Here is a 22,598-nt window from a genome sequence, read left to right as displayed (position 1 = left end):
AAATAATGCGCAATAAATTATTCTTAATAAGCCTGGTACTGGCGTCGGCACTCAGGGTGCCGGCCCAGACCTACGAAATCAGGGCGGTGAACAAAGGCGGTGGTGTGGTAGGCGTGGAAATGCGGATCACCGCAGGGGCGCCACCCACTACAGCCGATTATGTAACGGACCTGGTATTTGGCCTGCGCTGGCTGGCCAGTTATAATGTAGACCTTGTGAGCACCCTCTCTACGGATTACCATATCGCCAAATCGGGCCTGCGCAAAACGCAGGGGGCTTATCATTACCAGGCTTTTTATGCAGACCAAACGCCTTTTCTTTTCCCGGCCAACTGGACCTTGAACAGCTGGATAGAGCTATTGTCGGTACGCAATACCATGACGGGTAGTGGTGTGGGCACTTTTGAAATAGCGGCGGTTGGATTTGACCTACCACCGAACCCAATTTTGGGGTGAGCCTGGCCGATTTCTCACCAGCTGTCATGGGCAGTGCTACGCTGGTGCCATTACCGGTCCACCTTACGCGTTTTGATGCGCAAGCCAAACAATCGTTTATCCAGTTGCAATGGGTTACCGACGAGGAATTGAATGCAAAGGGGTTTGAGATCGAACGTGCGGAGCAGGGTAATCCTGCGAGCTTCAAAAGCTGGGGTATGTGGCCAGCAAGGGCACGGGTGGGGGTACTTATGAATGGATAGACCGGGATGTAGTGGGTGGGATAAAGTATTATTACCGCCTGAAGCAAATAGACATCAATGAGCAATTCCGGTATTCGGATATCCGGATGGTGACGCTGGGCGAACAAGGGAGTCATGCCATCAGGCTATGGCCCAACCCGGTGGACAAGGAGTTGCAGCTAACCTTTGAGGGAAGTATTGCGGCCAGCCAGGTATTGCTGAAGATCACGGATGGGCAGGGACGCGTGGTGCTATTGAAGGACTACCGCCTTAGTGCGGGCCGAAAGACCACGTTGAACGTGGTAACGTTGATGCAGGGGCAGTATTACCTGTCTGTGGAGGACGGCAAAACGGTATTGGGCGTGAAGACATTTGTGAAGCAGTAGAGGATTTGGTGGTGGGTATTTGAATGGTTGGATAAGACATTCCGGTGAGAAGGTCTTATCCAACCATTTTTCATTCCAGTGTATTCCTGGTAATCATTCGCTGTCATTGAATTGCTACCCGCTTAGATTGCCATCATGAAAAGTATAGGCATCCTCTCCATCAAATCCAGTATCCTGATAAATGTTTTATACTGCTGACTCCGCCCCAATTTATCCATACAGACCAGCTTTCCTTATGCCAGATACGGGTTCCCGTACTTTCGTCTCCCTTTGTTCGGTTAATATTGCAAAACCTTAAAGATCTTGCCTTATTAACCCGTAGGCGAAGCAATAAAATAGAAAGAACGCTGTTGTATACACGATGCATGTATTGGTTTGTAATTATTTATTGTCTACATTCGCAACCCATTCAAAGTGAGCATGTTGCTGTGTATGTAAAATCTCTTTCATGTAATGTCCTGTTTTAAACCACCAAAAAATAAAGATGACAAAGAAAGCTTTCTTTTTGTCGCTCGCCCTTAGCAGCATCCTGTTTGGTTGCAAGAAGGACTCCAATAGCGACGAGATTTCGGAACTTAAACAAAGGCTGGAGGCACTTGAAAAGGGAAAACGGTTGCCGCGATTACATTTGACGGCACCAATATGACTATAATCTATAATACGGGAGAGAAAGTAGTCACGCCTATTCCCAAAGGAATTAAAGGAGACACTGGCCCGGCCGGCCCATCAGGCACCAACGGTCAGGATGGTGTTGGCATCGCTTCTATCACGTATGATGAGACGACAGGCATTTTAAAGATCAAACTTACCAATGGCAATGAATCTTCTTTTCAAATCGTTACGGGCACAGATGGCTCCCTGTCTGCAGTCTTGCTTTCCGATACAAATGGCAAGCAGCTAATTGCTTCTCTTTTTGCAGGCGCCGCACCTTACCTGGAAATGACCTACGATCCTACCACCTTTGATGCCATTACAGCCAAATCAAGTGAAATTGTGGACGGTCAGATCAGAAAATCCAGGGAAGTTGTTAAAAGCTATACGGCAGGCAGGCTTTCCGGTGCGACAGAGAAGGTATTTGCAACAAGGAAGGAAATAGCTTATAATTCTACCTACCTGAACCCCGTCAACGGAGTACAGGTAACTTACGCCACTAATAAAGGAGCATTTTTTTGCTGAAGCAGAGACTGATGGATTGTACACATTATACGTGTATAATTATCAAAGTGGAAGCAACTTCATTTATTATAAATACACAGGTGTTGTCAAACTTCCCACTGCTTTGCCAGGCGACGTTCATTTTGTAAATTTTAGTGCAACTATATCTTATGCTGTATCTAATAGTCCGATTACGGTGTCTGGCTCTACCAGTTTTTGGTATCCGGCATATAACAAATATGTAAAAACAAACGAATGGAACCCCGGAGATCTTAAGTCTACAGTTGTTTACGCAATTGAAACAAACGCAGATGGTTTGATCAGCAAAGTAGCGAATGCCGCTGAGCAGCGCTCTATTACTTTTACCTATAATGCTGCCAAAAAAGTATCGCAGGCAATTGAATACAGGAATAACGTGGCCACCCGGACATTGAATTACGAATACAATGCCACTGGTCAATTAGCTTCCGTAAAGCAATTGGAAGGAGGTACCACTACCGAAATGATGAAGGCCGAGTTTGACGTAAAGGGAAATCCTGTTAAAATATATACTTACCAAAGCACCTTGTATTCTTATGGCTATGGTCCGTTTGACCCTTGGGGGAATCCCTCCAATCCCTATGAGCCTGGCAACCCCCGGCCAGCAGGTTTGTATTTGTTTGCTACCCTGGAATACACGAACTACAAAAACTTCTTTGGCAATACATTCGGATCACTGTTCCCAGGCTTAGGCGCTTACAATCCGGCAAATGCACCCAAACGGATTGCTTATGCCAATAGTGTTACTTTTGGTTCTATTGAGTATAAAGATTTTAATACGTTCGGTTATCCTCAAACCATTATTGGTAATGCTGCCACAGCTGAAGATGACGGCGGCAGTGTCCGCATTGAACTGACTGCCAGCTATATTACAAGACCCAATTAATATCCTGGGCCGACTTCAACGTCAACTGCCGTAAACGAACAGCACCGTTTACGGCAGTTTTATATTGATTTTTGGCCAGTGAAGAGCAACATGCGCACCAGTACTTTACTTATTCTACTTCTGTTGAGCATTTTCTGCGTGAAGGCCCAGGTAACTATTTCCGGCCGCGTTGATTATGAACAACAGCCTGCACAACATGCTACCGTCGAATTAACTGGCACAAAACGATACCAGGTGCTGACAGACAGCCTGGGTCGCTTTTCTTTTCCTTCCCTGCCCAGGGAAGCCTACCGGCTCGTCATTTCCCATCTGTCCTTTGTTCCTTATGAAACTATATTTACTCTTACAAAAGACACCAGCTTTCAGGTGTCGCTGCAATTCAAGCAGGATACACTTACGGGGGTTACCATCATTTCCGGAAAACCTCTCTCCCCTACTGCCAATATTGAACTAAGCCATGATGATATAGTCCGGAAAGGAAGCGCCCTGGGCGAAGCAAATATTTACGAGGCCTTGCAACAACAAGCGGGCATTATTCATACTACCGAAGTTAACAGTGGCCTGTTTGTTCGAGGATTAAATTCGGGCAACACGGCCATTTTGCTTGATGGCATCAACACTTTCAGTGGCAACCACTTGCTGGGGATCTATCCCCCTTTAAATGCAGATGCATTTGATAAGATTCAATTGGTAAAAGACAATGTGCATCCGAAATACAACGGTTTCCTGGGTTCTTATCTTTTACTGGAAACAATGGATAAAGTTCCGGATAGCGTGCATGTAAAAGCTGAATTGGGCATACTGACTTCTAAGTTAGGGGTGCAGGTCCCATTGGTAAAAACAAATTAGCCATTATCAGCCATATCAGGCGGTCCTATTTTGACCTTATATCCAAAACGTACAACAGTTTCAATAAAGACAATAATAGTTATTCGCCGTTGCCTTTATATAGCTTCTATGACTGGAATAATACTGTCATTTTCAAAAGCAAGGCTGGTTTGTTTAAAATAAATACACTCAGTTCCGGCGACAAGTTAAATATGGATGATGCGCAGCTTAATCTCAAGGCAAGGTGGGAGAACCTGACTATTGGCCTCAACTGGCATTATCAACTATCCGGCAAGCTGAACCTTACCATACATGCAGGAACATCCAGGTACAAGGCGGATGCTTCCTACAAAAGTATTGGCCGCCAGCTTAAAAATGAGATTCGTGAATCTGGCGTAACAGCCGATATGCATTGGGTGGCTTCAAAAAGTGTTTCTATTGATTATGGGATGTTTGTGAAAGGTTATCAATTAAATATGACCTCTTTAACACTTAACGATACAGACAGTACCCAACAACGTATTTCAATTAGCAAGCCTGCGAATTATTGGGGAGGTTACCTTTTTAGCAATATAACTGTGACCCATCGGCTTCAGCTAAGACTGGGCGCAAGTGTCAATCGCTATTCTTCTGACAGGCATTTTAGCGCCATCGTGCCCACGTTAAACATCATTTACAGCAAGTATAGGCAAGGCATTTCATTAAACATTAGCAGGCAATTACAGTACGCGCATCTGTATGTTCCAACGGGCGTACAGTTACCCATCAATATCTGGTATCCTACCGTTCAGAATGCACCACCGGAAGATGCCTGGCACTTCACTTCAACGTATAGCAGGGTGCTTAGCAGAAAAATAAAAGGGAGTATTTCATTCTATTATATCCTTCTACCGAATCAAATTGAATTTTTGGACAAGAATTATTTCTCTTCCCTTGATTTTAAAACGGCACAGGGTTCCGGAGCGTCACGTGGTATTGAGTTAAATGTTTATTATACCAGCAGTAAATTACAACTGGAGGGGCATTACACCTATGGCAAATCTACCTGCCGCTTCCCCGGTATTAATGATGGTAAAACGTATTCATTGCCCTACGATATCCGGCATAAAGCCGACTTTTCGTTGTTTTGGCAGTTTAAACCCCGGTGGACCTTTTCTTTATCACAATATGTACAGAGTGGAAGCGTGATTACCATGCCTACGGGTTTGTATCTGCACCAAAATGCTGACGTGGATAACGGAGGATTGCAGGCTATTCCTGTTTATACAGAAAGAAATAATTACAGAATGCCATTGAGTCATCGGATGGATGTATCCATAAAACATACGTTTAGTCTAAAGGCTATCAGGTGCTCCTGGACCGCTGGCATATACAATACGTACTCCTACCAAAATCCTTACTTCATTTATTTTGTCACCAGGAAAAGGGAGAATGGTGAGCGGTATTTGCAGGCGAAGACAAAATCAATCCTCCCCTTGGTGCCTTTTTTTCAATACAGACCGAATTCTAACAAGCATGAAGCATCTCCTCCTATTATTGCCCATTTTCACCTTCCTTATGCCAGGTTGCCATAAATCTGATATAGATGTACAAATACCTGAAAATCCAAGAAGTGTTGTGGTAGAAGGCTATTTAACACCGGATTACCCGGCGGAACTTACTTTAACCGAGAGTAACTCATTGAAGGATGATCTTGTGATATTGGCCATTTGGAACGCCCAGGTTAAAATAAATACAGATACAGGTACCATGGTTGCGCGAAATATCCTGTACAAGAAGACTGACAGGCGTATTGTTGTAAACTATGGATGTCCGGACACCTTAAAGGCTGGAGCTCATTCGTTTTTTAATCTTACTGTGGTTTTAAAAGATGGAAGAACGGTGCAGGCATCAACGAAGATCATTAGTCCGGTCGAAATTAAAAAGGTTGAGCTGAACGATGACAATATAGTCGTACGTCATGACTTAGTGAATGATGCATCAAAGTATTTCAAACTGGCCGTTGCCAATTACAAGCAGGGCAAGGTCAGTCTTACTAAATCTTTGTTATATGATCAAAGCCAAAGTAGCAACGCAACCTGTGTGATGCCTTTGGCTAACTATAAAGTCGATGCAGATTCAGTTGTGGTGAGGTTGTTTCACCTGCAAAAGGAATATTACGACTATTTGAATTCAGTAGATAATGCCTATAGTGCCTTTATTGACCCCCTGTTGAATCCCGAGGACATCAAGTCCAATGTCAATGGCGGTATTGGCATTTTACCTATTATACGGTTGACAAAGTTTCGGTAAAGCTCCGGTAGCGATGACTGAAACTTTGAAGTGGTGGCTCCACCCTACCCGCCCGGGCATACACCAACTCCCCGCTATTTATTCAGTTTACTATGCTTAGCGCTATATAGGAAATAAACGGCAATGCCTACTATGCTCCATACCAACAACCTCAACCAGGTTGCCCCATCCAAACTAAACATCAGCAAGATATTAAAGCCCAGCCCCAAACCGGCCACCAGCGGAAGGTATTTTACCTTGAAGGGCCTATGCAGGTTGGGTTGCTTTTTCCGGAGTACCAGCACAGCTGCACAGATCATGGCAAAGGCAAAGAGCGTACCGATACTGGTCATTTTGGTGGCTTTTTCAATAGGCGTAACGGCGGCTATCAGCGAGGCAATGGCGCCCAATAGGATCGTGCTTTTCCAGGGTGTTTTAAAACGCGGGTGAATGGTGGCGAATAGCTTTGGTGGCAACAATCCGTCTTTCGACATATTTAAGAAGATCCTGGTTTGCGACAGCAGCATGACCAGCATCACCGAGATCAATCCAATTACCGCGGCGATGGTGATTAAGAGGATGCCCAGTTAAGTCCCACCGAACTAAAGGCCGAAGCGACTGGCGCGCCCATATCCAACTGCGTATAATGCGTCATGCCTGTAAGCGTGAGGGACACCAGGATGTATAGGGCGGTACAGATGATCAAGGAAGTGATGATGGCAAAGGGAATGTCTTTTACCGGGTTTACCGCTTCCTGCGATTGGGTGGATACGGCATCAAACCCAATGAAAGCAAAAAATACAATACCGGCAGCGGTGAGCACACCCGAAAGACCATAATGACTTACGCCGGCACTATCCACCACTTTATTGGGGATAAAAGGCTGCCAGTTGGCCGGATTGATATATGATACTCCTACTATTACGACGAATAACACCGCCGCTACCTTCAGGGAAACAATGATATTGTTTGTTTTGGCTGACTCTTTGATGCCCTTGACGAGGATATAGGTAACCACCCAAACGATCAGTGCTGCAGGCAGGTTGATAGAGAAGGCCGGGGCCTCCATGCCCAATTTCAATGCTTCTTCCCGGGCCGTAATGGGATCATTCAGTAGCCAGGGCGGTAAATTATTGACGCCCGATAAGTGCAGCAGCTTTACAAAGTATTTCGACCAACTGACCGCTACGGTGGTAGCTCCCATCATATATTCCAGGATCAGGTTCCAGCCGATAAACCAGGCGAAGAATTCACCGATCGTTCCGTAAGAGTAGGCATAAGCCGAACCCGATACGGGTAGTATACTGGCAAATTCGGCATAACAAAAGGCGGCAAACAGGCAGCCCATGCCTGCCAGTACAAAAGATAAGGCCAGGGCTGGTCCGGCATATTGATTGGCTGCCACGCCCGTCAACACAAAAATACCACCGCCAATTACGGCGCCTACACCGATGGCGGTTAATTCCCATTTACCTAAGGTTCTCGTCAGTTGACTGGTCTTAATATCATCCTGGTAGGCCTTCAGCGGCTTCTTCCGTAATAGCCTGGCAAAATTCATGATGCAGGTTTTGGTTATTTATTGAGGCAGTTAAAAGCAGTAGCATAAGGCAGAAAGGATATAAGGCGATCAGGCCGGTCTGCTATTCTGTTAGCATGGTGCTGTGTATTATATCCGTTTGGTGCTTTGGAATATACCGGTCGGTATAATATTAGTGTAAAAAAATCAGGCCTTCAAACCGGTTATCATTTTTTTCCAGGTAGTCCATGGCAATTTTTAGTTCTGCCGTTCTGCCGGTTACTTTGGCCTGCATAAAGGCGCCTTCTATTAATGAGATCAGGATAACTGCTACCTCTGCCGGATTCGTATCCGCTTTTATTTCCCGGCGGGCAATGCCTAGAGGAATACTACCCCGCCAAGGCAATACTTAGGCGCCGACAGCCAGGAATGACATCTTTCAGATGGACAAAATATCCTCCCTTTAAATTGAGTTCGAAATGACAAAAACTGCCTGAAATGCCGCACACTTATCCCTCAAAACAACACAGTTACCTGCCAAAAATGCACACTTAAGGGTTTGTCCTTTGCTGTTTAAAGTATTATTCATTTCTTCATGATAGAACAGCAAAATACGATGTTCCTGATAGTGATCATACCTAACAATTCAAACCTAACGCTATTGTTCATGAGGAAACCGTGGCTAAATGATAATACATTATGCAGGCAAATGTTGAGTATAGTATCTATCAAATCAACGGATTGGAAAGAGGCAAAGGTGCTACTCCGATTCAGCGCATAAGAGCTGGCATTCGACTCCTGTTTCTAAAGGGACTTACAACTTCCTATATAAGGGATAATAGGGGTAATATAATAGGCAGTAATACAACCTGGACAGGAGGAGCAACCTGGGAAGATGCCAGTAAAAATTACAATGGGGGCGGTGCTGACAATTATGGAAACGTGTTAAAAATGCGTAACCCTGCTGTCGATCCCCAGCCTTCAAATTATTATAAATGAATAAGGTTAATATAATTTTATTATCAGGCATGATAATTCTTCACCTTTTAGGTTGTCGTGAGAATCAAGCCAATGTGCCGGACAATTTTGAAGATAGTACAGGCACAGTGAGATGGTCAGAAGCTAATGGGATTCGACTCCCTCCCGACAGTGATGGCTCTTAGTAATGTTCTCAATAAAAAAAGCGATAACTATGAAACAAATAATTCTATCATCAATTTGTTTATTATTATTTTTTGAAATAAATGCTCAAAATAAAATAAACAAGGAAATTATTCAATTCGTTACAAAGCAAAATGATACTGTTTCTATTTATTCGGGAGATATAAAGATCATGGATGATTTAAGCTTTCGACTTACTGACTCCAACAAATTGAATAAATTAAGGGAAGCAAAATTGGAAAACATATATTTTATTTTTGATACGGGCAAGAAGAGTAGAATATGGTTTCAGGGCCTACTTTCTTCATCGATACCTGAAGGAGAGCTATACCTATATTCTTTGGGTAACAAAGTTCAAATTGAGAAAGATTCTACTGTTTCATGTAGTAAGGAGTTATTGCAAAAAATAAAAAGTTTCGCTTTACCTGATTAGGCATCTTCCCATACTGAGCAAGCATCCAGATTAAAACTTTTTTATGCCGCGCATGGCATAGGATGCACACTTTTCATAACTGGAGGAATAGATATGGTTCTGAGTAATCCGGGATAAATTTGCATTTTAAGATATCCTTTTCAGGTTATTCCTGCTCTGTCACAGACTTTGGCAGCATTAATAAAAATGGTAAGGCGTTTGCATAATCCAGGGAAGGGTATTCCAATCCTAATGCCCTTATGTTATTGTAGTAGGTTTCATGATTTGAATAGTAATATTTTTCAGACTGAACAAACCATGCCTTTTCTCCCAATTTCCGGGCAAGAAACCATTTTTCTAATAAGCGGGCACTACGCCCATTACCATCATTCCAGGGGTGTATTTTTACGAAAACAAGATGAAGCATGCTGGCAAAAAAGAATGTTTCCAGTATCATTAATTCGCTTGTCAACAATATTTCAAGGTCAGCAAATAGTTTATCCATCTCGGCGGCAACTTCAAAAGGAGACGAAGCTACATATTCAATGCGTCCGTCTTTTGTCGTTACATACATATTTTGATTCCTGAATTTGCCCAGCCGATTTGTAGTTACAATATGCCTTGCTAATAGGCGACGCATTTCAGCAATTGTTTCTTTTCCGGGCGTTTTTCTGAAGCAAATTGATAAGCGAGGTACAGGTCGTCTATTTTGCAGGTATAATCTGGCTGAAATTCAATGTGGAACCGTTTATGTTTTATATAGGAGTCCAGTTCGATGGATTCGCCCTCTATTTTGCTGGAGTATACAGAAGCTACAGAAGTATAAAAAACTAAACCCATCTGTAGAAAGCGGCGCATCTTTCAGTTCATTAAATGCAATCAACAATACTTCTTCGGAAACCATCTTCATATATTGCCCAAAAAAGATCGATTGGTATTATTTGTAGGTTTATTACCTACATCAATTGTTGTTCCCTTTGTGGCCCGGTTGAACGCCCGGTTATAAAATCAAAAATATGGAACCTGGAGGCATTACCATACTGGCAAACAAAAAAAGTCCGATAATCTGTTGATTCTCAGAATTTGTAGTAGAGAAATGGATTGCCTCCACTTTGCTCTAGTGATTCCTTTATGGAGGCCTCATCTCAAAGCAAATGGTTACCGGACTGCTCGTGCCATTTTTATGTCCATTCCGGCTCTTTGGAGCAAGTTCCTATCGCCTCCAGGCCATAAAAATGCCCCGGTTAAAAACCGTGGCACAATTTGCATTGAGCGGGCGGAGAGAGGGAGTATAACCCATCCCCAATCCAATTTATTATCAAAGCTTTAGGCTCATCATTACTGGCCGGTGCACCGAATTTTCCACCTGGGCTTTTGTGACACATTCAAAGTTATATAAATAATATTAAAAATGTTCGCCGGTATTAACGGCTGTGATCCACAAATCAGAAATAATGAACCGTTTTAGTTAAAGCCATAGGCCACAATAATCACCACTGGCGTCAGGCCGTTTTAGGATTTTTGGAAACAAAGATCGGTTAAACAACACTACTTCTTCATGAGATGGTTGTGTTGTACGTTCCATGAGCATAGATATGGCCAAATCCCTGAAATAGGCTGCATTTTCCTTTACACCTTCGGAAAGGGCTTGTTTAAGTTCTGCTGTATCTAACTGGGCGGTCTACTTGTTCAGCTACCCACACGCTTTCAACTTTACCATTTTGGAGTTCTTCAATGTCCCCGTCACGGAATGGATAGTAATTTGATGTATCAACTACAATAACATTTTCCGGAGCGTCGGCAAACAACTCTTTAGGTAGACTGGGAATCGCTGTGGTTGGGACGGATATAATCACTATATCAACATCTTTCATGATATTATCTAGCGTAGAAGGTGAGGCACCTAATTCCTGGGCGCGGTTTTTCAATTTATCAAATTCGTCAGCGTTATACACCTTTACAACGTGGCCTGCTGCAACCATTTTTTTGCGATGGTCCCGCCTATTGCACCGGTACCAATTATTCCTATTCTCATTTTTCTAAATTTAATTTTCTGAATAGTTTATTTTTTAAAAGATCATCTCATTTATTTCGCAGTCATCCCACCATCGATCTTGTATTCCGCTGCGGTTATGTACGAAGCTTCGTCAGAAGCCAGAAAGAGCACCAGGTAGGCTATTTCTTTAGGCTCGCCCGGGTGGACGTTGCTGAATTGGACTACAATGAATACAAAAAAGTAATGACCATTAATGGAGATGGTACTTTTCTGGGGATGAAGACGGTGATACCGTCCATGCTGAAAGCAGGTAAAGGATCTATAGTAAACATCTCCTCCGTATCCGGCCTGCAGGTAGCTCCCGGCTCACCCAATGCAGCCTACGTGGGCAGCAAGTTTTCCGTAACAGGCCTCACTAAGATGGCAGCGTTAGAGTATGCAACACGGAACATAAGGGTTAATTCCGTGCATCCGGGTGGGGTAAAAACAGGTATTGCGCCGGCTGATCTCTTTGATAATCCAGCCGCACTGGAACCTATTCCGATGAAGCGCTTCGCTGTCGGCAATGATCGCTTTACTGACATACAAGAAAGTATACCTGGGATCACTCCCAAGGTGCTGGCTAAGGAACTCAAAGACTTAGAACAACATAGATTGATAAAGCGAATTGTGTTGGATGAATATCCTGTTAAGATCTCTTACAAGCTAGAGCCATACGCAGATACTTTAACGCCAATTATTTATTCGCTCAAAGACTGGGGGATAAACCACAGAAAAAAGTTAGGGAACGATGTTAATGCTTACCTGTAAGTCACCAGTTTAGAGCCACCCACATTTGTTCAGAAGACTGACACGCTGTCAATTTTTTTCATGATCCAAATCAAAAAAGGGCAAAAATATTTTTTTATTGAACAGTGTTCAATATTTTTGCTCCTGAAATCACATTAAATTGGTTTAGATCATGAAAAAGCATTAATCACAGGCGCCAGCGGAGGAATAGGGTTTGAAGTGGCCAAGCGCCTGGCCACTCAAAACTACCAACTCACACTGGTTGCCCGTAGTGAGGACAAGCTTAAAAAGCATTAGCAAGTTTAAACAGCGATGTTCACAGCATTTTTGTGGCCGATCTGACAAAAGAACGAGATCTGTATGCACTGGAAGATCATTTGGCTACTAACCAGTATGATTTGCTTATCAATAATGCAGGCGCGGGTATTTATGGCCCCTTTGCCGGGATTCCCTGGAAGATCATCTTAATACGATGAAGTTAAATATGGATGCATTAGTGACCCTGTCTTATAGCTTCTTAGAGAAGGCTTCGCCAGGAAGTGCTCTTGTAAATATTGGTTCGCTAATCGCCCATTCTTCTCTGCCAGGGGCTGCGGTTTATGCAGGAACTAAAAGTTTTGTTGCTAACTTTTCGGAATCTTTGTGGTATGAGTTTAAACATAAAGATGTTTTTGTGATGGGGTTCAATCCTGGTGCTGCGGATTCCGACTTTCATTCAAATGCTGGCGGTCGAACAAAGGATTTCCCAAAATTTGTTATTTCTTCTGTAGGCGGTGTGGCTGATGAACTAGTCAAAGCGCTGCACAAAAGAAAAAGCCCAGGGTTGTTCAAGGCCTAAAAACAGATTGATGCTTTTTGGCTTCAAATTTCTCAGCCGGAAATCTGCCGTAAACATTATGGGGCAGATAAGCCCAGGGATATCGCGTTAGTTACTAAACGCAAAAACAAGCATATTTAACAGCCGATTTATATTTTTACATTATTATTACTCAGATGGGCATAGTTGAACGAAAACAGAGAGAGAAGCAGGAAATGCGTAAACGCATTTTGAACGGTGCGCGCAAAATCTTCCTGGAAAAAGGGTATGAACAAACCAGCCTGCGAAATATTGCAGCCGAGATAAGTTACAGTGCCGGCATTATTTATTTTCACTTTAAGGACAAAAGCGAAATCTTTCATGAGCTTCACAAGGAGGGGTTCGGTTTGCTGCTTGGCCAGTTAAAAGTATTAGATAAAGTAGCCGATCCTTTTGAACGATTAAAAGCTGTTGGCCGGGTATTTATCCAGTTTGCGCAGGACAATAAGGATTATTATAACCTTATGTTTATCGCAGAAGAACCCTTCAAAAATCCTCAGGCTGGAGGCTTCCAAATTGCACAGGAAGCTATCAATCATCTCCTGGACCTGGTTAAAGAATGTCAAAAAAAAGGCAGGTTTAAAAAAATGGATGTTGAGTATTTTACGTTCATGCTGCTGTCAGCTCTTCATGGTATTTGTGCCTTAATCTGTAAGGACCGCACGGTGAATTTTGTGAATAAAACGAATGACGAGCTGATGAAGCACGGGTATGAATGTTTTGTAACGCTACTTGAAAAAGGGTAGCTTTTTTTTTAACCATTTATTGAACAGTGTTTAATTTTAATACAGTGATCAGATATTTTAACAAATTGCCGCCTTTTCGTAAGACAGGCCTCCTATTGACCGTGCCGATGTTCATAACAATTATTGGAAACGCTCAAGGCATGTTGGACCAGTATATTCAGCAGGGAATTGACTCTAACCAAAGCATACGACAGCAGGTTTTTATCCTGGAACGGAATGTATACGCCCTTAGTGAGGCTAAAACCATGTTTTTACCGAACGTCACGTTTAGTACTACGTACACGAAAGCGGATGGCGGACGTACGATAGATTTCCCCACCGGTGATCTTCTCAACGGCGTTTATGCTTCATTAAACCAACTGACCAGCAGTAACGCCTTCCCGCACCTTCAGAATCAGCAGATCCAGCTTAATCCTGATAATTTCTATGACGCCCGGTTCAGGACAAGCCTTCCTATTTTGAATGCAGAGCTTACCTATAATAAACGGATTAAGTCCCAACAGGTGGAACTGCAAAGAGCGGAAGTACTTCTGTACAAACGCGAATTGGTCAAGGAGATCAAAACGGCCTACTACAATTACCTGAAAGCAACAAACGCCGTCAAAATTTACCGGTCGTCCCTTCAACTGGTTGAAGAAGGAGAGCGGATCAATACAAAGCTTTATGAGAATGAAAAGATAAGCCGCACAGCGGTTATCCGAAGTCAGAACGAGGTATCGAAGATCAACGCTTCGCTTACTACGGCAAGAAAAATGGAAGAATCGGCCCGCTATTATTTTAACTTCTTGCTGAACCGGCCCTTAACAGATTCCGTACAGGTGGATGAAATTATCAACCTGCCGGTTTATGATCCGCTCCTCTCTAATGACGTTGGCGCAAGGGAGGAGTTAGCAAAACTCAAACTTTCCAGAGATATTAATGAGAACCTGACCGGGCTTGCCAAATCTTACCTGATTCCTAAGATTGGTACTTACCTGGATCTGGGTTCACAGGCCTTTGACTGGAAGTTTACTCAAAACAGCCGCTATTACTTCCTGGGAATATCGCTGGAATGGAATCTATTTTCCTTTGGGAAAAATACCTATCGTATCAAACAAACGATGGCTGACAGGCAGGCCATTGTATCGCAAACCGATTATGTACAACAGCAATTACTGACTGAGTTGAAAGTACGGCAGGCAGGCATGCAGAGTTCCATTGCCCAATACCAGGCAGCTCAATCCCAACTACGCACGAGCCGGACCTATTATGATGATGTGGCAAAATTGTATAAGGAAGGACTAGCGATCTATATCGAGTTATTGGATGCCCAAAATCAGTGGATCGACGCTCAGCTACAGGCAAATATTGCGCTATTCGACACATGGGTATCATTTACAGCTATTGAACGGGCAAATGCCAGCTTTAATCTACAATAAACTAACATGAAGACAATTCAATTAACATTCGTCGTGTGCACTTTTCTGTTGCTGTCTTGCAAAGAAAAACACGAGCATAAAAATCCGCTGGGTGAGACAGACATCATCTCTGTTAAGATAGCGCCTTTGTCGGCTTTAGAAGTTCCCAGCGTTATACAAGCCACTGGTCTTGTGAGTACCGAAAATGAAGCAAATTATTCCTTCAAGATAGGAGGCGTTATCACCAAGGTGTTGGTAGATGAAGGTCAGTTCTTTCGGAAAGGTCAGCTATTAGCTACGCTAAATTCGACTGAGATATCGGCCGGTCTGGCTCAGGCCGACCTTAATACCAATAAAGCACAACGGGATTATGACCGGGCTGCCAATCTTCATAGGGATAGTGTTTATTCTTTGGAACAATTGCAGAACACAAAGACGGCGCTGGATGTCGCTCAAAAAGCCAGGGAAGCCATAGCCTTTAATGCTCGTTACTCAAATATTTATGCGGCCTCTGATGGATTTGTTACGAAAAAAATGGCAAGTGAGGGAGAGGTGATCGGTGGTGGTATGCCGGTGCTACTGACAAACTCAATAGAAAAAATGATAGTTACCTGCTCAAGGTCGGAGTAACTGACCGTGAGTGGGCAATCATTAAACAAGGTCAGTCAGCGAAAGTTGCCTTAGATGGCTATCCGGGTCAAACGTTCAATGCCACCGTATTCCGGAAACTGCAAGCTGCAGACAGGGAGATCGGGTCTTTCCAGGTAGAGTTGAAGTTACAGCTTGGAAAAGTAACGCCTGCTGTCGGTATGTTCGGAAAAGCTGAAATAGCAACCAATCACGAGGATAATGCCATCGCCATTCCGTACGGCTCGCTGGTGGAAGCAGATGGCGACAGAGCCTTTGTATTTACAACGATTGGAACAAATAAAGTAAAGAAAATCCCAATCACCATTCTGAAGTTCGATAACGGGAAAGTGTATGTTAAAGACGGGCTGGCAGGAATCGACAAAATAGTGATTTCAAATAGTGCCTATCTCAACGAACAATCTTCCATTAAAATTATACAGTAAACAACAAGGACATGAAGATCACAAATTTTTCTGTTAAGAATTATCAGTTTACGCTGATCATATTTGTTCTTGTCGCAGTGGTTGGTTTGCTGACACTCTTTACCATGCCGCGGTCGGAAGATCCTACTACTCATCAACCACAGTATCTGATAACGGTTATTTATCCCGGCACCAGCCCAAAAGATATGGAAGAACAAGTGGTGAAACCGATTGAAAACAAAATATACGGTCTTGAGAATATTGATAAGGTGTTAACCACTGTTGAGGACGGTGTGGCGGCGATCCAGGCCAAATTCAAATATGGTGTGGACGTTGACAACAAATACCAGGAGATCTCTACCGAGATAAACGCTCTGAAAAACAGCGAGCTTCCAAAAGACATCTATCTGATCAAAACAGAAAAATATCTTCTTCGGATGTAAAAATATTACAGATTGCCTTGGTTTCAAATACTGCTTCAGGCAAAACACTTCGGGATAATGCAGACATACTGAAGTCACGATTGGAAAAGATAACGAATCTCAAAGAAGTAAAATACGCAGGTATTCCTGAACAGGAAATACGCATCGACATGCAACTGGACAAACTGGCCCGGCTGAAGATTCCACTCAACGTGGTAATCGGCAGCCTACAAAGTGAAGCGGCCGATATTCCCGGGGAAGCATCAACCTGGATAGTAAAGTATTCAATGTAAAGACAAGCGGCAAGTTCAAGAACGTCGAAGATGTAGCGAATACTGTTATTTATAACGCAAACGGGAAGATAATTTACCTGAAGGATGTCGCCCTTGTCAGCTATAAAGACGGTACGGTTAACCATATTACCCGTCTGAACGGGCACCGGTGCATACTGGTGACGGCTGCAATGAAGGATAATGTAAACATAAGCAAGGTAAAGGAAGAGTACATGCCCGTGCTGGAGGAATTTGGTAAAGGCTTGCCTGAAAATATAAAAATGATCAAAAATTTTGATCAAGCGGATATGGTTTCCCAGCGCCTCGGACATCTTGGATTTGACTTTGCGTTAGCCATCCTTTTAGTGGTAATCACATTATTGCCCTTGGGATTTCGGGCCTCACTTATTGTCATGATTTCTATCCCACTTTCACTTGCTTTAGGGCTGATCGCAATGAATTTATTAGGTTACTCCCTTAATCAATTGAGCATCGTTGGACTGGTGGTCGCTTTGGGACTTTTGGTAGATGACAGTATTGTTGTGGTAGAAAACATCGAGCGATGGCTGAGGGAAGGTCACTCCAAAAAAGACGCTATTTTAAAGGGTACAAAACAGATAGGAGCGGCAGTCGTTGGTTGTACCGCTACGCTGGTAATCGCCTTTCTGCCACTCGCGTTTTTGCCCGATGTTGCTGGCGAGTTCATCAGAAGTCTGCCAATGGCAGTAATGACCAGTGTACTGGCATCCATGATTGTAGCGCTTACGCTCGTGCCTTTTATCGGTAGCAGGATACTTAAGACCCATACACATGGTGAAGGAAATTTCTTTCTCCGAAAATTGCAAGCCTTCTTAAGTTTTTCTTATCGCCGTGTGATGGTAGTTGCGTTAAAGTGGCCAAAAGTGACTACTGGTATCTCAATAGGATTGAGCATCCTTGCGTTCCTGTTATTCCCATTAACAGGCTTTAAGCTGTTTCCCACTTCCGAGAAACCCATGTTTTTAATAAACATCAAAATGCCTTTACAGGCAGATATCCCTGAAAGCGATCGCGTGACCAAATTGATTGAAAGTGAATTGAGCAGTCATAAAGAAATCGTTTATTATACAGCCAATGTCGGCAAAGGCAACCCTCAGATTTACTATAATGTCCATCAACAGGATGTTAAACCGGACTTTGCTCAAATCTTTGTACAAATGGAAGACGAGGCCAGTCCTGAATCGAAAAAGGAGTTGATTAAACGACTGAGGGAAAAGTTTCAAAGTTTCCCCTACGCTAGAATTGAAGTGAAAGATTTTGAACAGGGAACGCCCATCGAAGCAAATATCGTAGTAAGAGTATTTGGAGAAAATCAGGACACCTTAAGATCGCTTTCTTTTAAAGTCGAAGAAATTCTGCGGAAACATCCCGGAACATTCTATATAAACAACGAGTTAAATACCTACAAATCAGATCTGAAAATTAAGATTGACCGGGAGAAGGCCCGGACTTTGGGTGTGTTGACAAGTGATGTGGACCGGGTAATTAGAATGGCTGTAGCGGGCTTGAACGTTGGTGACTATATAGACGACCGGGGTGATTCGCGGAACGTGGTGATTACGCTGCCCAGGGAAAAGTTTTCAAACCTCGACGCTTTAAAAACCTGTATGTAAATAATATCCAGGGGACGCCTGTTCAGATCGATCAAATTGCGACCATTTCGTTCGAGACCTCCCCGACAGCAATCAATCATTTCAATAAATCACGTTTTGCCAAGGTGACTTCGTTGACAAAAGAGAATGTGTTGGCAAATGATATTCTTAAAAATATTGTCCCGGAACTTAACAAGCTGAAATTACCAGTTGGCTATTATTACAAATTATCGGGTGAAGCAGAATCGGAAGGGGATGCTTTGGGTGGAAATTTCCTGGCAGTTATTCTACTCAGTGGATTCCTTTTTATAGGGGTACTGTTATTACAGTTCAAAACTTTCAAGGGAATTGTTATTGTATTGTCCATTATACCGCTGGGTGTTTTAGGTGGGGTAATCTTTTTACTTCTCACCGGCAATCCTATGTCGTTGGTTTCGATCATTGGGTTCATAGGTCTCTCAGGCATCCAGGTTAAAAACTCCCTGCTGTTGGTTGATTTTACCAATCAGCTACGTATAGAAGGTTATAGTATAGATGAGGCGATCAATAAAGCGGGTGAAACGCGTTTTCTGCCGGTGGTACTTACTTCCATAACGGCCATATGCGGATTACTTCCTATCGCATTAAACCCTAATCCACTGATAGCGCCGTTGGCTATTGTATTGATCGGAGGCTTAATTAGCTCGACAATACTTTCGAGGATTGTAACCCCGGTGTTGTACAAATTAATTCCGCCGCGTTTGGAGAATGAAGAGTAGGGAAAACCAAGGAGGCAGGATTCCGGGGTGGCATGTGGCAACACGAAATTATTAAACAGGGGGACCTGCCGAATCTGGAGGAATATTACGCAATCCGTCAATACCTTGGCGCGGCCAACCTTGCAACGGATTCTATAGAGGTTACAGGCCGCGTAACCCTTCCTGATTATATCTATAAAGAGGAAAAAGTAATAAAATTACCCAATATGCTAGGAATGCCGTTTGTTTCGCCAACGACTTGTTTTCCCTTTCAAAGGAGATTGCAAATTCTGACGGAGCGGAATTTAATTTAGTTACAATCCTAAAAGATTGCATTCTATAAGTTTTGAAAAAGCAATTGATGAAGCTGCCGAAATCCACAATTCTGTAGTACGTAGCTTTATTGCACTTGAAAATGAACTTTATGTTTTTGCCCCTTTGGAAAATTTGAACTTAAAGAAGTTCGTCGAATGCCTGAAACATTTTATGATCGGTAACATTGTGTGGTCCATGAATGATACAGCTAGATACCCACATAAAAAGATTAACGTTTTGCACGAACCACTAAATTGATAAAGCCCCTGTTGAAACAAGGGCATGACCATTGATTATTCTATTATACTAAATTTTACGCCACAAATCTTGGGGCTTTTTCTATAATACTTCTTTTAAATTCAATTTCTTTCTTTTTCTTATTATACCGTTTTGTCATCGCTTCACTTTCGTGGCCATACAAGTATTGTACCTCTCTTAAATCTAACCCGGCCTCTACCATATTATCCGCCCCTGTATGTTTAGCGGAATATAGATGTTTTTTGATCCCTAGTCCATCAATTATTAGCGTTTTCCATAGTTTGGTAACAGTGTCTCTTTTTTACTCCATAAGGGCTAGGAGTAAAATAATCGCTACGCATTGCGCCCGTTACCTTTTTGCCGTTTTCTATTCGTGAACCCCGATTACCCCCGCCAGGCTGAAAGGGAGATCCAAATAGAAAGTATTGGCCTGGGTATTGCTCAATTTCCATTTCCTTTAGTAGGACATAGAGGTGATCATTTATAGGAACTTTTCGAAGTGCATCTGTTTTGCTATTCTCTCTTTCTTTGTCGGCAGCTATTGTGATTATACGTTCAGCCAGATCAATATTTTCAATTTTTAAGGCCAACGCCTCTTTAGGTCTGATCCCCGTATGGTATATCATCTGCATTACAACATATAAACCATAGTGCTTCTTTAGTAAAAAGTTGGAGATTCTTACTTTTTCTTCTGGAGTAAACGCTGCATACTTATTGCTTTCGGGAACAGGTTTGCTTCGTGTATTAAGCAGGTAATTGGTATCAATGATCCTATATTGTACCAATTCTGTAAAAATTGCGCGGAGGCAGCCAAGGTATTTATTATATGCGTGATTGCTAAACTTTCTTTTAGCCGAACAATCATCCATAAGTTCTAAGACTATTCCCCGGTCTAAACCCGCGACATTTAGATAGGCATATCCGTTTTCCTCGCTGACTTCCTTTATAAATTCTAGCATGTTTTCATAGTCCTGCTTAGATTTTTTTGCTAGAGATTTCTTACTTAGCCCAATATTTATGGCCTCATTAAGGGTATACATCTGCTTGGCCCGTATTATTTTCTTCTTTGCAAATTTTGGATCAATAATAGGATTCCAACCAGCCTTTAACCATTCCAGGCGTGCCGCTGCGTATGCTTCAGCCTCCTTTTGTCTTTCCGCAAGGTCTTTAATGCGGTTTATACCCCCGCTTAATTTGCGTTCGTGCCATTCGTTGTTATGGAGAAAAGTGAAAAAGATGTACCAGACTTGGGGATTTGTGGTACAGATAACCGGCTCTGTGTAGTGCAGGTTGGTAGTGGACATAAAAAAACGTTTTCGATTAACAACTTTTGTTTACTTCCGACTTTACTTCGGAGTTTTGTTTTGTTAACTCGAAAACGTTTGATAATCAAGTCATAAAGAGCTAAAAGCGGAGAGAGAGGGATTCGAACCCCGGACCTGTGACAGTCAACGGTTTTCAAGACCGCCGCATTAGACCGCTCTGCCATCTCTCCGGCGCAAAAGTAGTATTTCAACTTATTCAACCAAAAAAATGACAGAAATTATTTTGTTTCAGTGCGTTAGCGAAAAAAATAGCATATTTCCAAATAGAATATCAAACAATTTTATCGCCATCCCAACCCAGGGGCCACATGCTCCAAAATAGAAGACAACACATGTACATTGTAGTCTACCCCTAAGGTATTGGGGATCGTCAACAACAGGGTATCCGCTTCCTGGATGGCTTCATCCTCCGCCAACTCTTTGATGAGTTGATCAGGCGCTGCCGCATAACTTCTGCCGAAAATGGCCCGTTTGTCTTGTTCAATCATCCCAATTTTATCTCCTCGCTTGGCTTCCTGTCCAAAGTAAATGCGGTCCTGATCAGTAACCAGTGGGAAAATAGACCGGCTCACTGATACCCTTGGCTCACGCTGATGTCCTGCTTTTTTCCAGGCTTCTTTGTACAACCTGATCTGCTCGGCCTGTTGTATATGGAATGGCTTGCCACTTTCGTCGAACTTCAACGTAGAGCTCTGCAGGTGCATGCCCTTTTCGGCCGCCCAAACAGCGGTAGCATTGGAAGCAGCTCCCCACCATATACGGTCCCGCAATCCTTCCGCATGGGGTTCCAAACGCAGCAAACCGGGCGGGTTGGGAAACATCGGGTTCGGATTGGGCAGGGCAAACCCCACCCCTTTTAGCTTATCCAGGAACTCCAGGGCTTTACGGCGTCCCATATCGGCGTCGGTCTCTCCTGCCGCTGGTTCATAACCAAAATAACGCCACCCTTCAATCACCTGTTCGGGCGAACCCCTGCTGATGCCCAACTGCAACCGTCCCCTCGAAATGATATCAGCCGCTCCGGCATCCTCCACCATATACAACGGATTTTCATAACGCATATCAATCACGCCCGTTCCAATCTCTATTTTGCTTGTTCTGGCGCCAATGGCCGACAGCAAAGGAAACGGAGAAGCTAGCTGCGACGCAAAATGGTGTACCCGGAAATACGCGCCGTCTAAACCAATTGCTTCGGCGGCCACAGCCAGGTCGATAGACTGGAGCAGGGTATCGCTGGCCGAACGGGTTTTATAGGCCGGATGATTAGACCAATGCCCAAATGATAAGAATCCTATTTTCTTCATAATTAGCCTTTCTGATACTGTAAACAGATTTGACCACCAATTGTTTACATGGCCTTGGGTGCACATGTTTTTTGACGCAACCCCCTTTTTTTTTGTCGCGCATCACCCTCCCGATAGTTAGGGCCTTCCAGTACTTTTGATGATATCCATAAATATAAAATCAAACCC

At 43.2% G+C, this 22,598-nt stretch carries 30 protein-coding genes, 1 tRNA gene and 2 pseudogenes; 22 read left to right on the top strand and 11 right to left on the bottom strand.

Annotation, left to right across the window (positions count from 1 at the left end):
* The first annotated feature begins 5 nt into the window (after positions 1-5).
* The 8 genes from RS881_RS24315 (at position 6) to RS881_RS24280 (ending at position 6,262) form a co-directional block, all read left to right on the top strand.
* Positions 6-455 carry a hypothetical protein gene (locus tag RS881_RS24315; RefSeq protein WP_315823461.1) on the top strand — a complete coding sequence of 150 codons (450 nt, stop codon included), beginning with the start codon at positions 6-8 and terminating at the stop codon, positions 453-455.
* Complete coding sequence (locus RS881_RS24310) at positions 452-697, top strand: hypothetical protein (protein WP_315823460.1); 246 nt, start codon at positions 452-454, stop codon at positions 695-697. Before RS881_RS24315 ends, RS881_RS24310 begins: the two co-directional genes overlap by 4 nt.
* The gene (locus tag RS881_RS24305; RefSeq protein WP_315823459.1) at positions 655-1,062 is read left to right on the top strand and encodes a T9SS type A sorting domain-containing protein; all 408 of its coding nucleotides are present in this window, start codon (positions 655-657) and stop codon (positions 1,060-1,062) included. The genes RS881_RS24310 and RS881_RS24305 overlap by 43 nt, the downstream gene beginning before the upstream one ends.
* Before the next feature lie 642 nt (positions 1,063-1,704).
* On the top strand, positions 1,705-2,238 hold the full coding sequence (locus tag RS881_RS24300; RefSeq protein ID WP_315823458.1) for a hypothetical protein: 534 nt from the start codon (positions 1,705-1,707) through the stop codon (positions 2,236-2,238).
* 295 nt (positions 2,239-2,533) lie between these two features.
* The gene (locus RS881_RS24295; protein ID WP_315823457.1) at positions 2,534-3,142 is read left to right on the top strand and encodes a hypothetical protein; all 609 of its coding nucleotides are present in this window, start codon (positions 2,534-2,536) and stop codon (positions 3,140-3,142) included.
* Positions 3,143-3,265: 123 nt separating this feature from the next.
* Positions 3,266-3,991: a carboxypeptidase regulatory-like domain-containing protein gene (locus RS881_RS24290; RefSeq protein ID WP_315823456.1), complete on the top strand. Its 726-nt coding sequence runs from the start codon at positions 3,266-3,268 to the stop codon at positions 3,989-3,991.
* A 149-nt stretch (positions 3,992-4,140) separates the two neighbouring features.
* On the top strand, positions 4,141-5,544 hold the full coding sequence (locus RS881_RS24285; protein WP_315823455.1) for a TonB-dependent receptor domain-containing protein: 1,404 nt from the start codon (positions 4,141-4,143) through the stop codon (positions 5,542-5,544).
* Entirely contained in the window at positions 5,486-6,262 is a 777-nt protein-coding gene (locus tag RS881_RS24280; protein WP_315823454.1) for a DUF4249 family protein, read from the top strand. The genes RS881_RS24285 and RS881_RS24280 overlap by 59 nt, the downstream gene beginning before the upstream one ends.
* A 74-nt stretch (positions 6,263-6,336) precedes the next feature.
* Here RS881_RS24280 and RS881_RS24275 read toward each other — a convergent pair whose 3' ends face one another.
* The 3 genes from RS881_RS24275 to RS881_RS24265 form a co-directional block, all read right to left on the bottom strand.
* Positions 6,337-6,780, bottom strand: coding sequence for an APC family permease (locus RS881_RS24275; protein ID WP_315824599.1), 444 nt, complete (start codon positions 6,778-6,780; stop codon positions 6,337-6,339).
* Between the two features lie 32 nt (positions 6,781-6,812).
* Entirely contained in the window at positions 6,813-7,799 is a 987-nt protein-coding gene (locus RS881_RS24270; protein WP_315823453.1) for an amino acid permease, read from the bottom strand.
* A 151-nt stretch (positions 7,800-7,950) separates the two neighbouring features.
* On the bottom strand, positions 7,951-8,163 hold the full coding sequence (locus RS881_RS24265; protein ID WP_315823452.1) for a TetR family transcriptional regulator C-terminal domain-containing protein: 213 nt from the start codon (positions 8,161-8,163) through the stop codon (positions 7,951-7,953).
* Between the two features lie 293 nt (positions 8,164-8,456).
* Here RS881_RS24265 and RS881_RS24260 point away from each other — a divergent pair, with 293 nt between their 5' ends.
* Entirely contained in the window at positions 8,457-8,756 is a 300-nt protein-coding gene (locus RS881_RS24260) for a hypothetical protein (RefSeq protein ID WP_315823451.1), read from the top strand.
* A 193-nt stretch (positions 8,757-8,949) separates the two neighbouring features.
* Entirely contained in the window at positions 8,950-9,351 is a 402-nt protein-coding gene (locus RS881_RS24255; protein ID WP_315823450.1) for a hypothetical protein, read from the top strand.
* A 145-nt stretch (positions 9,352-9,496) separates the two neighbouring features.
* Here RS881_RS24255 and RS881_RS24250 read toward each other — a convergent pair whose 3' ends face one another.
* The 4 genes from RS881_RS24250 to RS881_RS24235 form a co-directional block, all read right to left on the bottom strand.
* The gene (locus RS881_RS24250; RefSeq protein ID WP_315823449.1) at positions 9,497-9,970 is read right to left on the bottom strand and encodes a Fic family protein; all 474 of its coding nucleotides are present in this window, start codon (positions 9,968-9,970) and stop codon (positions 9,497-9,499) included.
* Complete coding sequence (locus RS881_RS24245; RefSeq protein WP_315823448.1) at positions 9,955-10,170, bottom strand: hypothetical protein; 216 nt, start codon at positions 10,168-10,170, stop codon at positions 9,955-9,957. The genes RS881_RS24250 and RS881_RS24245 overlap by 16 nt, the downstream gene beginning before the upstream one ends.
* Before the next feature lie 812 nt (positions 10,171-10,982).
* The gene (locus RS881_RS24240) at positions 10,983-11,312 is read right to left on the bottom strand and encodes an NAD(P)-binding domain-containing protein (RefSeq protein WP_315823447.1); all 330 of its coding nucleotides are present in this window, start codon (positions 11,310-11,312) and stop codon (positions 10,983-10,985) included.
* Positions 11,313-11,416: 104 nt separating this feature from the next.
* On the bottom strand, positions 11,417-11,497 hold the full coding sequence (locus RS881_RS24235) for a hypothetical protein (RefSeq protein WP_315824598.1): 81 nt from the start codon (positions 11,495-11,497) through the stop codon (positions 11,417-11,419).
* A gap of 45 nt (positions 11,498-11,542) precedes the next feature.
* Between RS881_RS24235 and RS881_RS24230 the strand changes: the two genes are divergently transcribed.
* From RS881_RS24230 to RS881_RS59945, 12 genes and pseudogenes are all read left to right on the top strand, one after another.
* Positions 11,543-12,136, top strand: coding sequence for an SDR family NAD(P)-dependent oxidoreductase (locus RS881_RS24230; protein WP_315823446.1), 594 nt, complete (start codon positions 11,543-11,545; stop codon positions 12,134-12,136).
* Between the two features lie 198 nt (positions 12,137-12,334).
* Positions 12,335-12,412, top strand: coding sequence for a hypothetical protein (locus RS881_RS24225; RefSeq protein ID WP_315824597.1), 78 nt, complete (start codon positions 12,335-12,337; stop codon positions 12,410-12,412).
* 32 nt (positions 12,413-12,444) lie between these two features.
* Positions 12,445-12,591 carry a hypothetical protein gene (locus tag RS881_RS24220; RefSeq protein WP_315823445.1) on the top strand — a complete coding sequence of 49 codons (147 nt, stop codon included), beginning with the start codon at positions 12,445-12,447 and terminating at the stop codon, positions 12,589-12,591.
* Complete coding sequence (locus RS881_RS24215) at positions 12,588-12,953, top strand: SDR family NAD(P)-dependent oxidoreductase (RefSeq protein ID WP_315823444.1); 366 nt, start codon at positions 12,588-12,590, stop codon at positions 12,951-12,953. Before RS881_RS24220 ends, RS881_RS24215 begins: the two co-directional genes overlap by 4 nt.
* 155 nt (positions 12,954-13,108) lie before the next feature.
* Positions 13,109-13,717 (top strand): TetR/AcrR family transcriptional regulator, encoded by a 609-nt coding sequence (locus tag RS881_RS24210; protein ID WP_315823443.1) that lies wholly within the window; start codon positions 13,109-13,111, stop codon positions 13,715-13,717.
* A 140-nt stretch (positions 13,718-13,857) separates the two neighbouring features.
* Entirely contained in the window at positions 13,858-15,135 is a 1,278-nt protein-coding gene (locus RS881_RS24205) for a TolC family protein (protein ID WP_315823442.1), read from the top strand.
* 6 nt (positions 15,136-15,141) lie between these two features.
* The gene (locus RS881_RS24200; RefSeq protein ID WP_315823441.1) at positions 15,142-15,744 is read left to right on the top strand and encodes an efflux RND transporter periplasmic adaptor subunit; all 603 of its coding nucleotides are present in this window, start codon (positions 15,142-15,144) and stop codon (positions 15,742-15,744) included.
* Positions 15,745-15,884: 140 nt separating this feature from the next.
* A complete protein-coding gene (locus RS881_RS24195; RefSeq protein ID WP_315823440.1) occupies positions 15,885-16,187 on the top strand; it encodes a permuted SH3 domain-containing protein in 303 nt (100 codons plus the stop codon).
* 11 nt (positions 16,188-16,198) lie between these two features.
* Positions 16,199-16,609: an efflux RND transporter permease subunit gene (locus RS881_RS24190; protein WP_315823439.1), complete on the top strand. Its 411-nt coding sequence runs from the start codon at positions 16,199-16,201 to the stop codon at positions 16,607-16,609.
* Between the two features lie 17 nt (positions 16,610-16,626).
* Positions 16,627-16,881, top strand: coding sequence for a hypothetical protein (locus tag RS881_RS24185; RefSeq protein ID WP_315823438.1), 255 nt, complete (start codon positions 16,627-16,629; stop codon positions 16,879-16,881).
* Positions 16,851-19,249: pseudogene (locus RS881_RS24180) on the top strand (efflux RND transporter permease subunit). Before RS881_RS24185 ends, RS881_RS24180 begins: the two are co-directional and overlap by 31 nt.
* Positions 19,250-19,281: 32 nt before the next feature.
* Positions 19,282-19,571, top strand: a pseudogene (locus tag RS881_RS59945) (terpene synthase family protein).
* Between the two features lie 285 nt (positions 19,572-19,856).
* Here RS881_RS59945 and RS881_RS59940 read toward each other — a convergent pair.
* The 4 genes from RS881_RS59940 to RS881_RS24160 form a co-directional block, all read right to left on the bottom strand.
* Complete coding sequence (locus RS881_RS59940) at positions 19,857-20,048, bottom strand: tyrosine-type recombinase/integrase (protein ID WP_350340244.1); 192 nt, start codon at positions 20,046-20,048, stop codon at positions 19,857-19,859.
* 10 nt (positions 20,049-20,058) lie between these two features.
* A complete protein-coding gene (locus RS881_RS24170; protein ID WP_315823437.1) occupies positions 20,059-21,105 on the bottom strand; it encodes a tyrosine-type recombinase/integrase in 1,047 nt (348 codons plus the stop codon).
* A gap of 107 nt (positions 21,106-21,212) precedes the next feature.
* Positions 21,213-21,296 (bottom strand) — tRNA-Ser (locus RS881_RS24165).
* A gap of 111 nt (positions 21,297-21,407) precedes the next feature.
* Positions 21,408-22,430, bottom strand: coding sequence for an LLM class flavin-dependent oxidoreductase (locus RS881_RS24160; protein ID WP_315823436.1), 1,023 nt, complete (start codon positions 22,428-22,430; stop codon positions 21,408-21,410).
* Positions 22,431-22,598: the final 168 nt, after the last annotated feature.

The organism is Paraflavitalea speifideaquila (assembly GCF_032395985.1).
GTDB lineage: Bacteria > Bacteroidota > Bacteroidia > Chitinophagales > Chitinophagaceae > Paraflavitalea > Paraflavitalea speifideaquila.
Note: the sequence above shows the minus strand (reverse complement) of the source record. Positions and strands in the feature narration are given on the sequence as shown.

Bases quoted from the DNA above. Each gene is read 5' to 3' on its own strand.
- RS881_RS24315 (WP_315823461.1), top strand. From the start codon at position 6: ATGCGCAATAAATTATTCTTAATAAGCCTGGTACTGGCGTCGGCACTC.
- RS881_RS24300 (WP_315823458.1), top strand. From the start codon at position 1,705: ATGACTATAATCTATAATACGGGAGAGAAAGTAGTCACGCCTATTCCC.
- RS881_RS24280 (WP_315823454.1), top strand. From the start codon at position 5,486: ATGAAGCATCTCCTCCTATTATTGCCCATTTTCACCTTCCTTATGCCA.
- RS881_RS24270 (WP_315823453.1), bottom strand. From the start codon at position 7,799: ATGAATTTTGCCAGGCTATTACGGAAGAAGCCGCTGAAGGCCTACCAG.
- RS881_RS24260 (WP_315823451.1), top strand. From the start codon at position 8,457: ATGCAGGCAAATGTTGAGTATAGTATCTATCAAATCAACGGATTGGAA.
- RS881_RS24255 (WP_315823450.1), top strand. From the start codon at position 8,950: ATGAAACAAATAATTCTATCATCAATTTGTTTATTATTATTTTTTGAA.
- RS881_RS24250 (WP_315823449.1), bottom strand. From the start codon at position 9,970: ATGCGTCGCCTATTAGCAAGGCATATTGTAACTACAAATCGGCTGGGC.
- RS881_RS24245 (WP_315823448.1), bottom strand. From the start codon at position 10,170: ATGGGTTTAGTTTTTTATACTTCTGTAGCTTCTGTATACTCCAGCAAA.
- RS881_RS24240 (WP_315823447.1), bottom strand. From the start codon at position 11,312: ATGGTTGCAGCAGGCCACGTTGTAAAGGTGTATAACGCTGACGAATTT.
- RS881_RS24215 (WP_315823444.1), top strand. From the start codon at position 12,588: ATGAAGTTAAATATGGATGCATTAGTGACCCTGTCTTATAGCTTCTTA.
- RS881_RS24210 (WP_315823443.1), top strand. From the start codon at position 13,109: ATGGGCATAGTTGAACGAAAACAGAGAGAGAAGCAGGAAATGCGTAAA.
- RS881_RS24205 (WP_315823442.1), top strand. From the start codon at position 13,858: ATGTTGGACCAGTATATTCAGCAGGGAATTGACTCTAACCAAAGCATA.
- RS881_RS24200 (WP_315823441.1), top strand. From the start codon at position 15,142: ATGAAGACAATTCAATTAACATTCGTCGTGTGCACTTTTCTGTTGCTG.
- RS881_RS24190 (WP_315823439.1), top strand. From the start codon at position 16,199: ATGAAGATCACAAATTTTTCTGTTAAGAATTATCAGTTTACGCTGATC.
- RS881_RS24170 (WP_315823437.1), bottom strand. From the start codon at position 21,105: ATGTCCACTACCAACCTGCACTACACAGAGCCGGTTATCTGTACCACA.
- RS881_RS24160 (WP_315823436.1), bottom strand. From the start codon at position 22,430: ATGAAGAAAATAGGATTCTTATCATTTGGGCATTGGTCTAATCATCCG.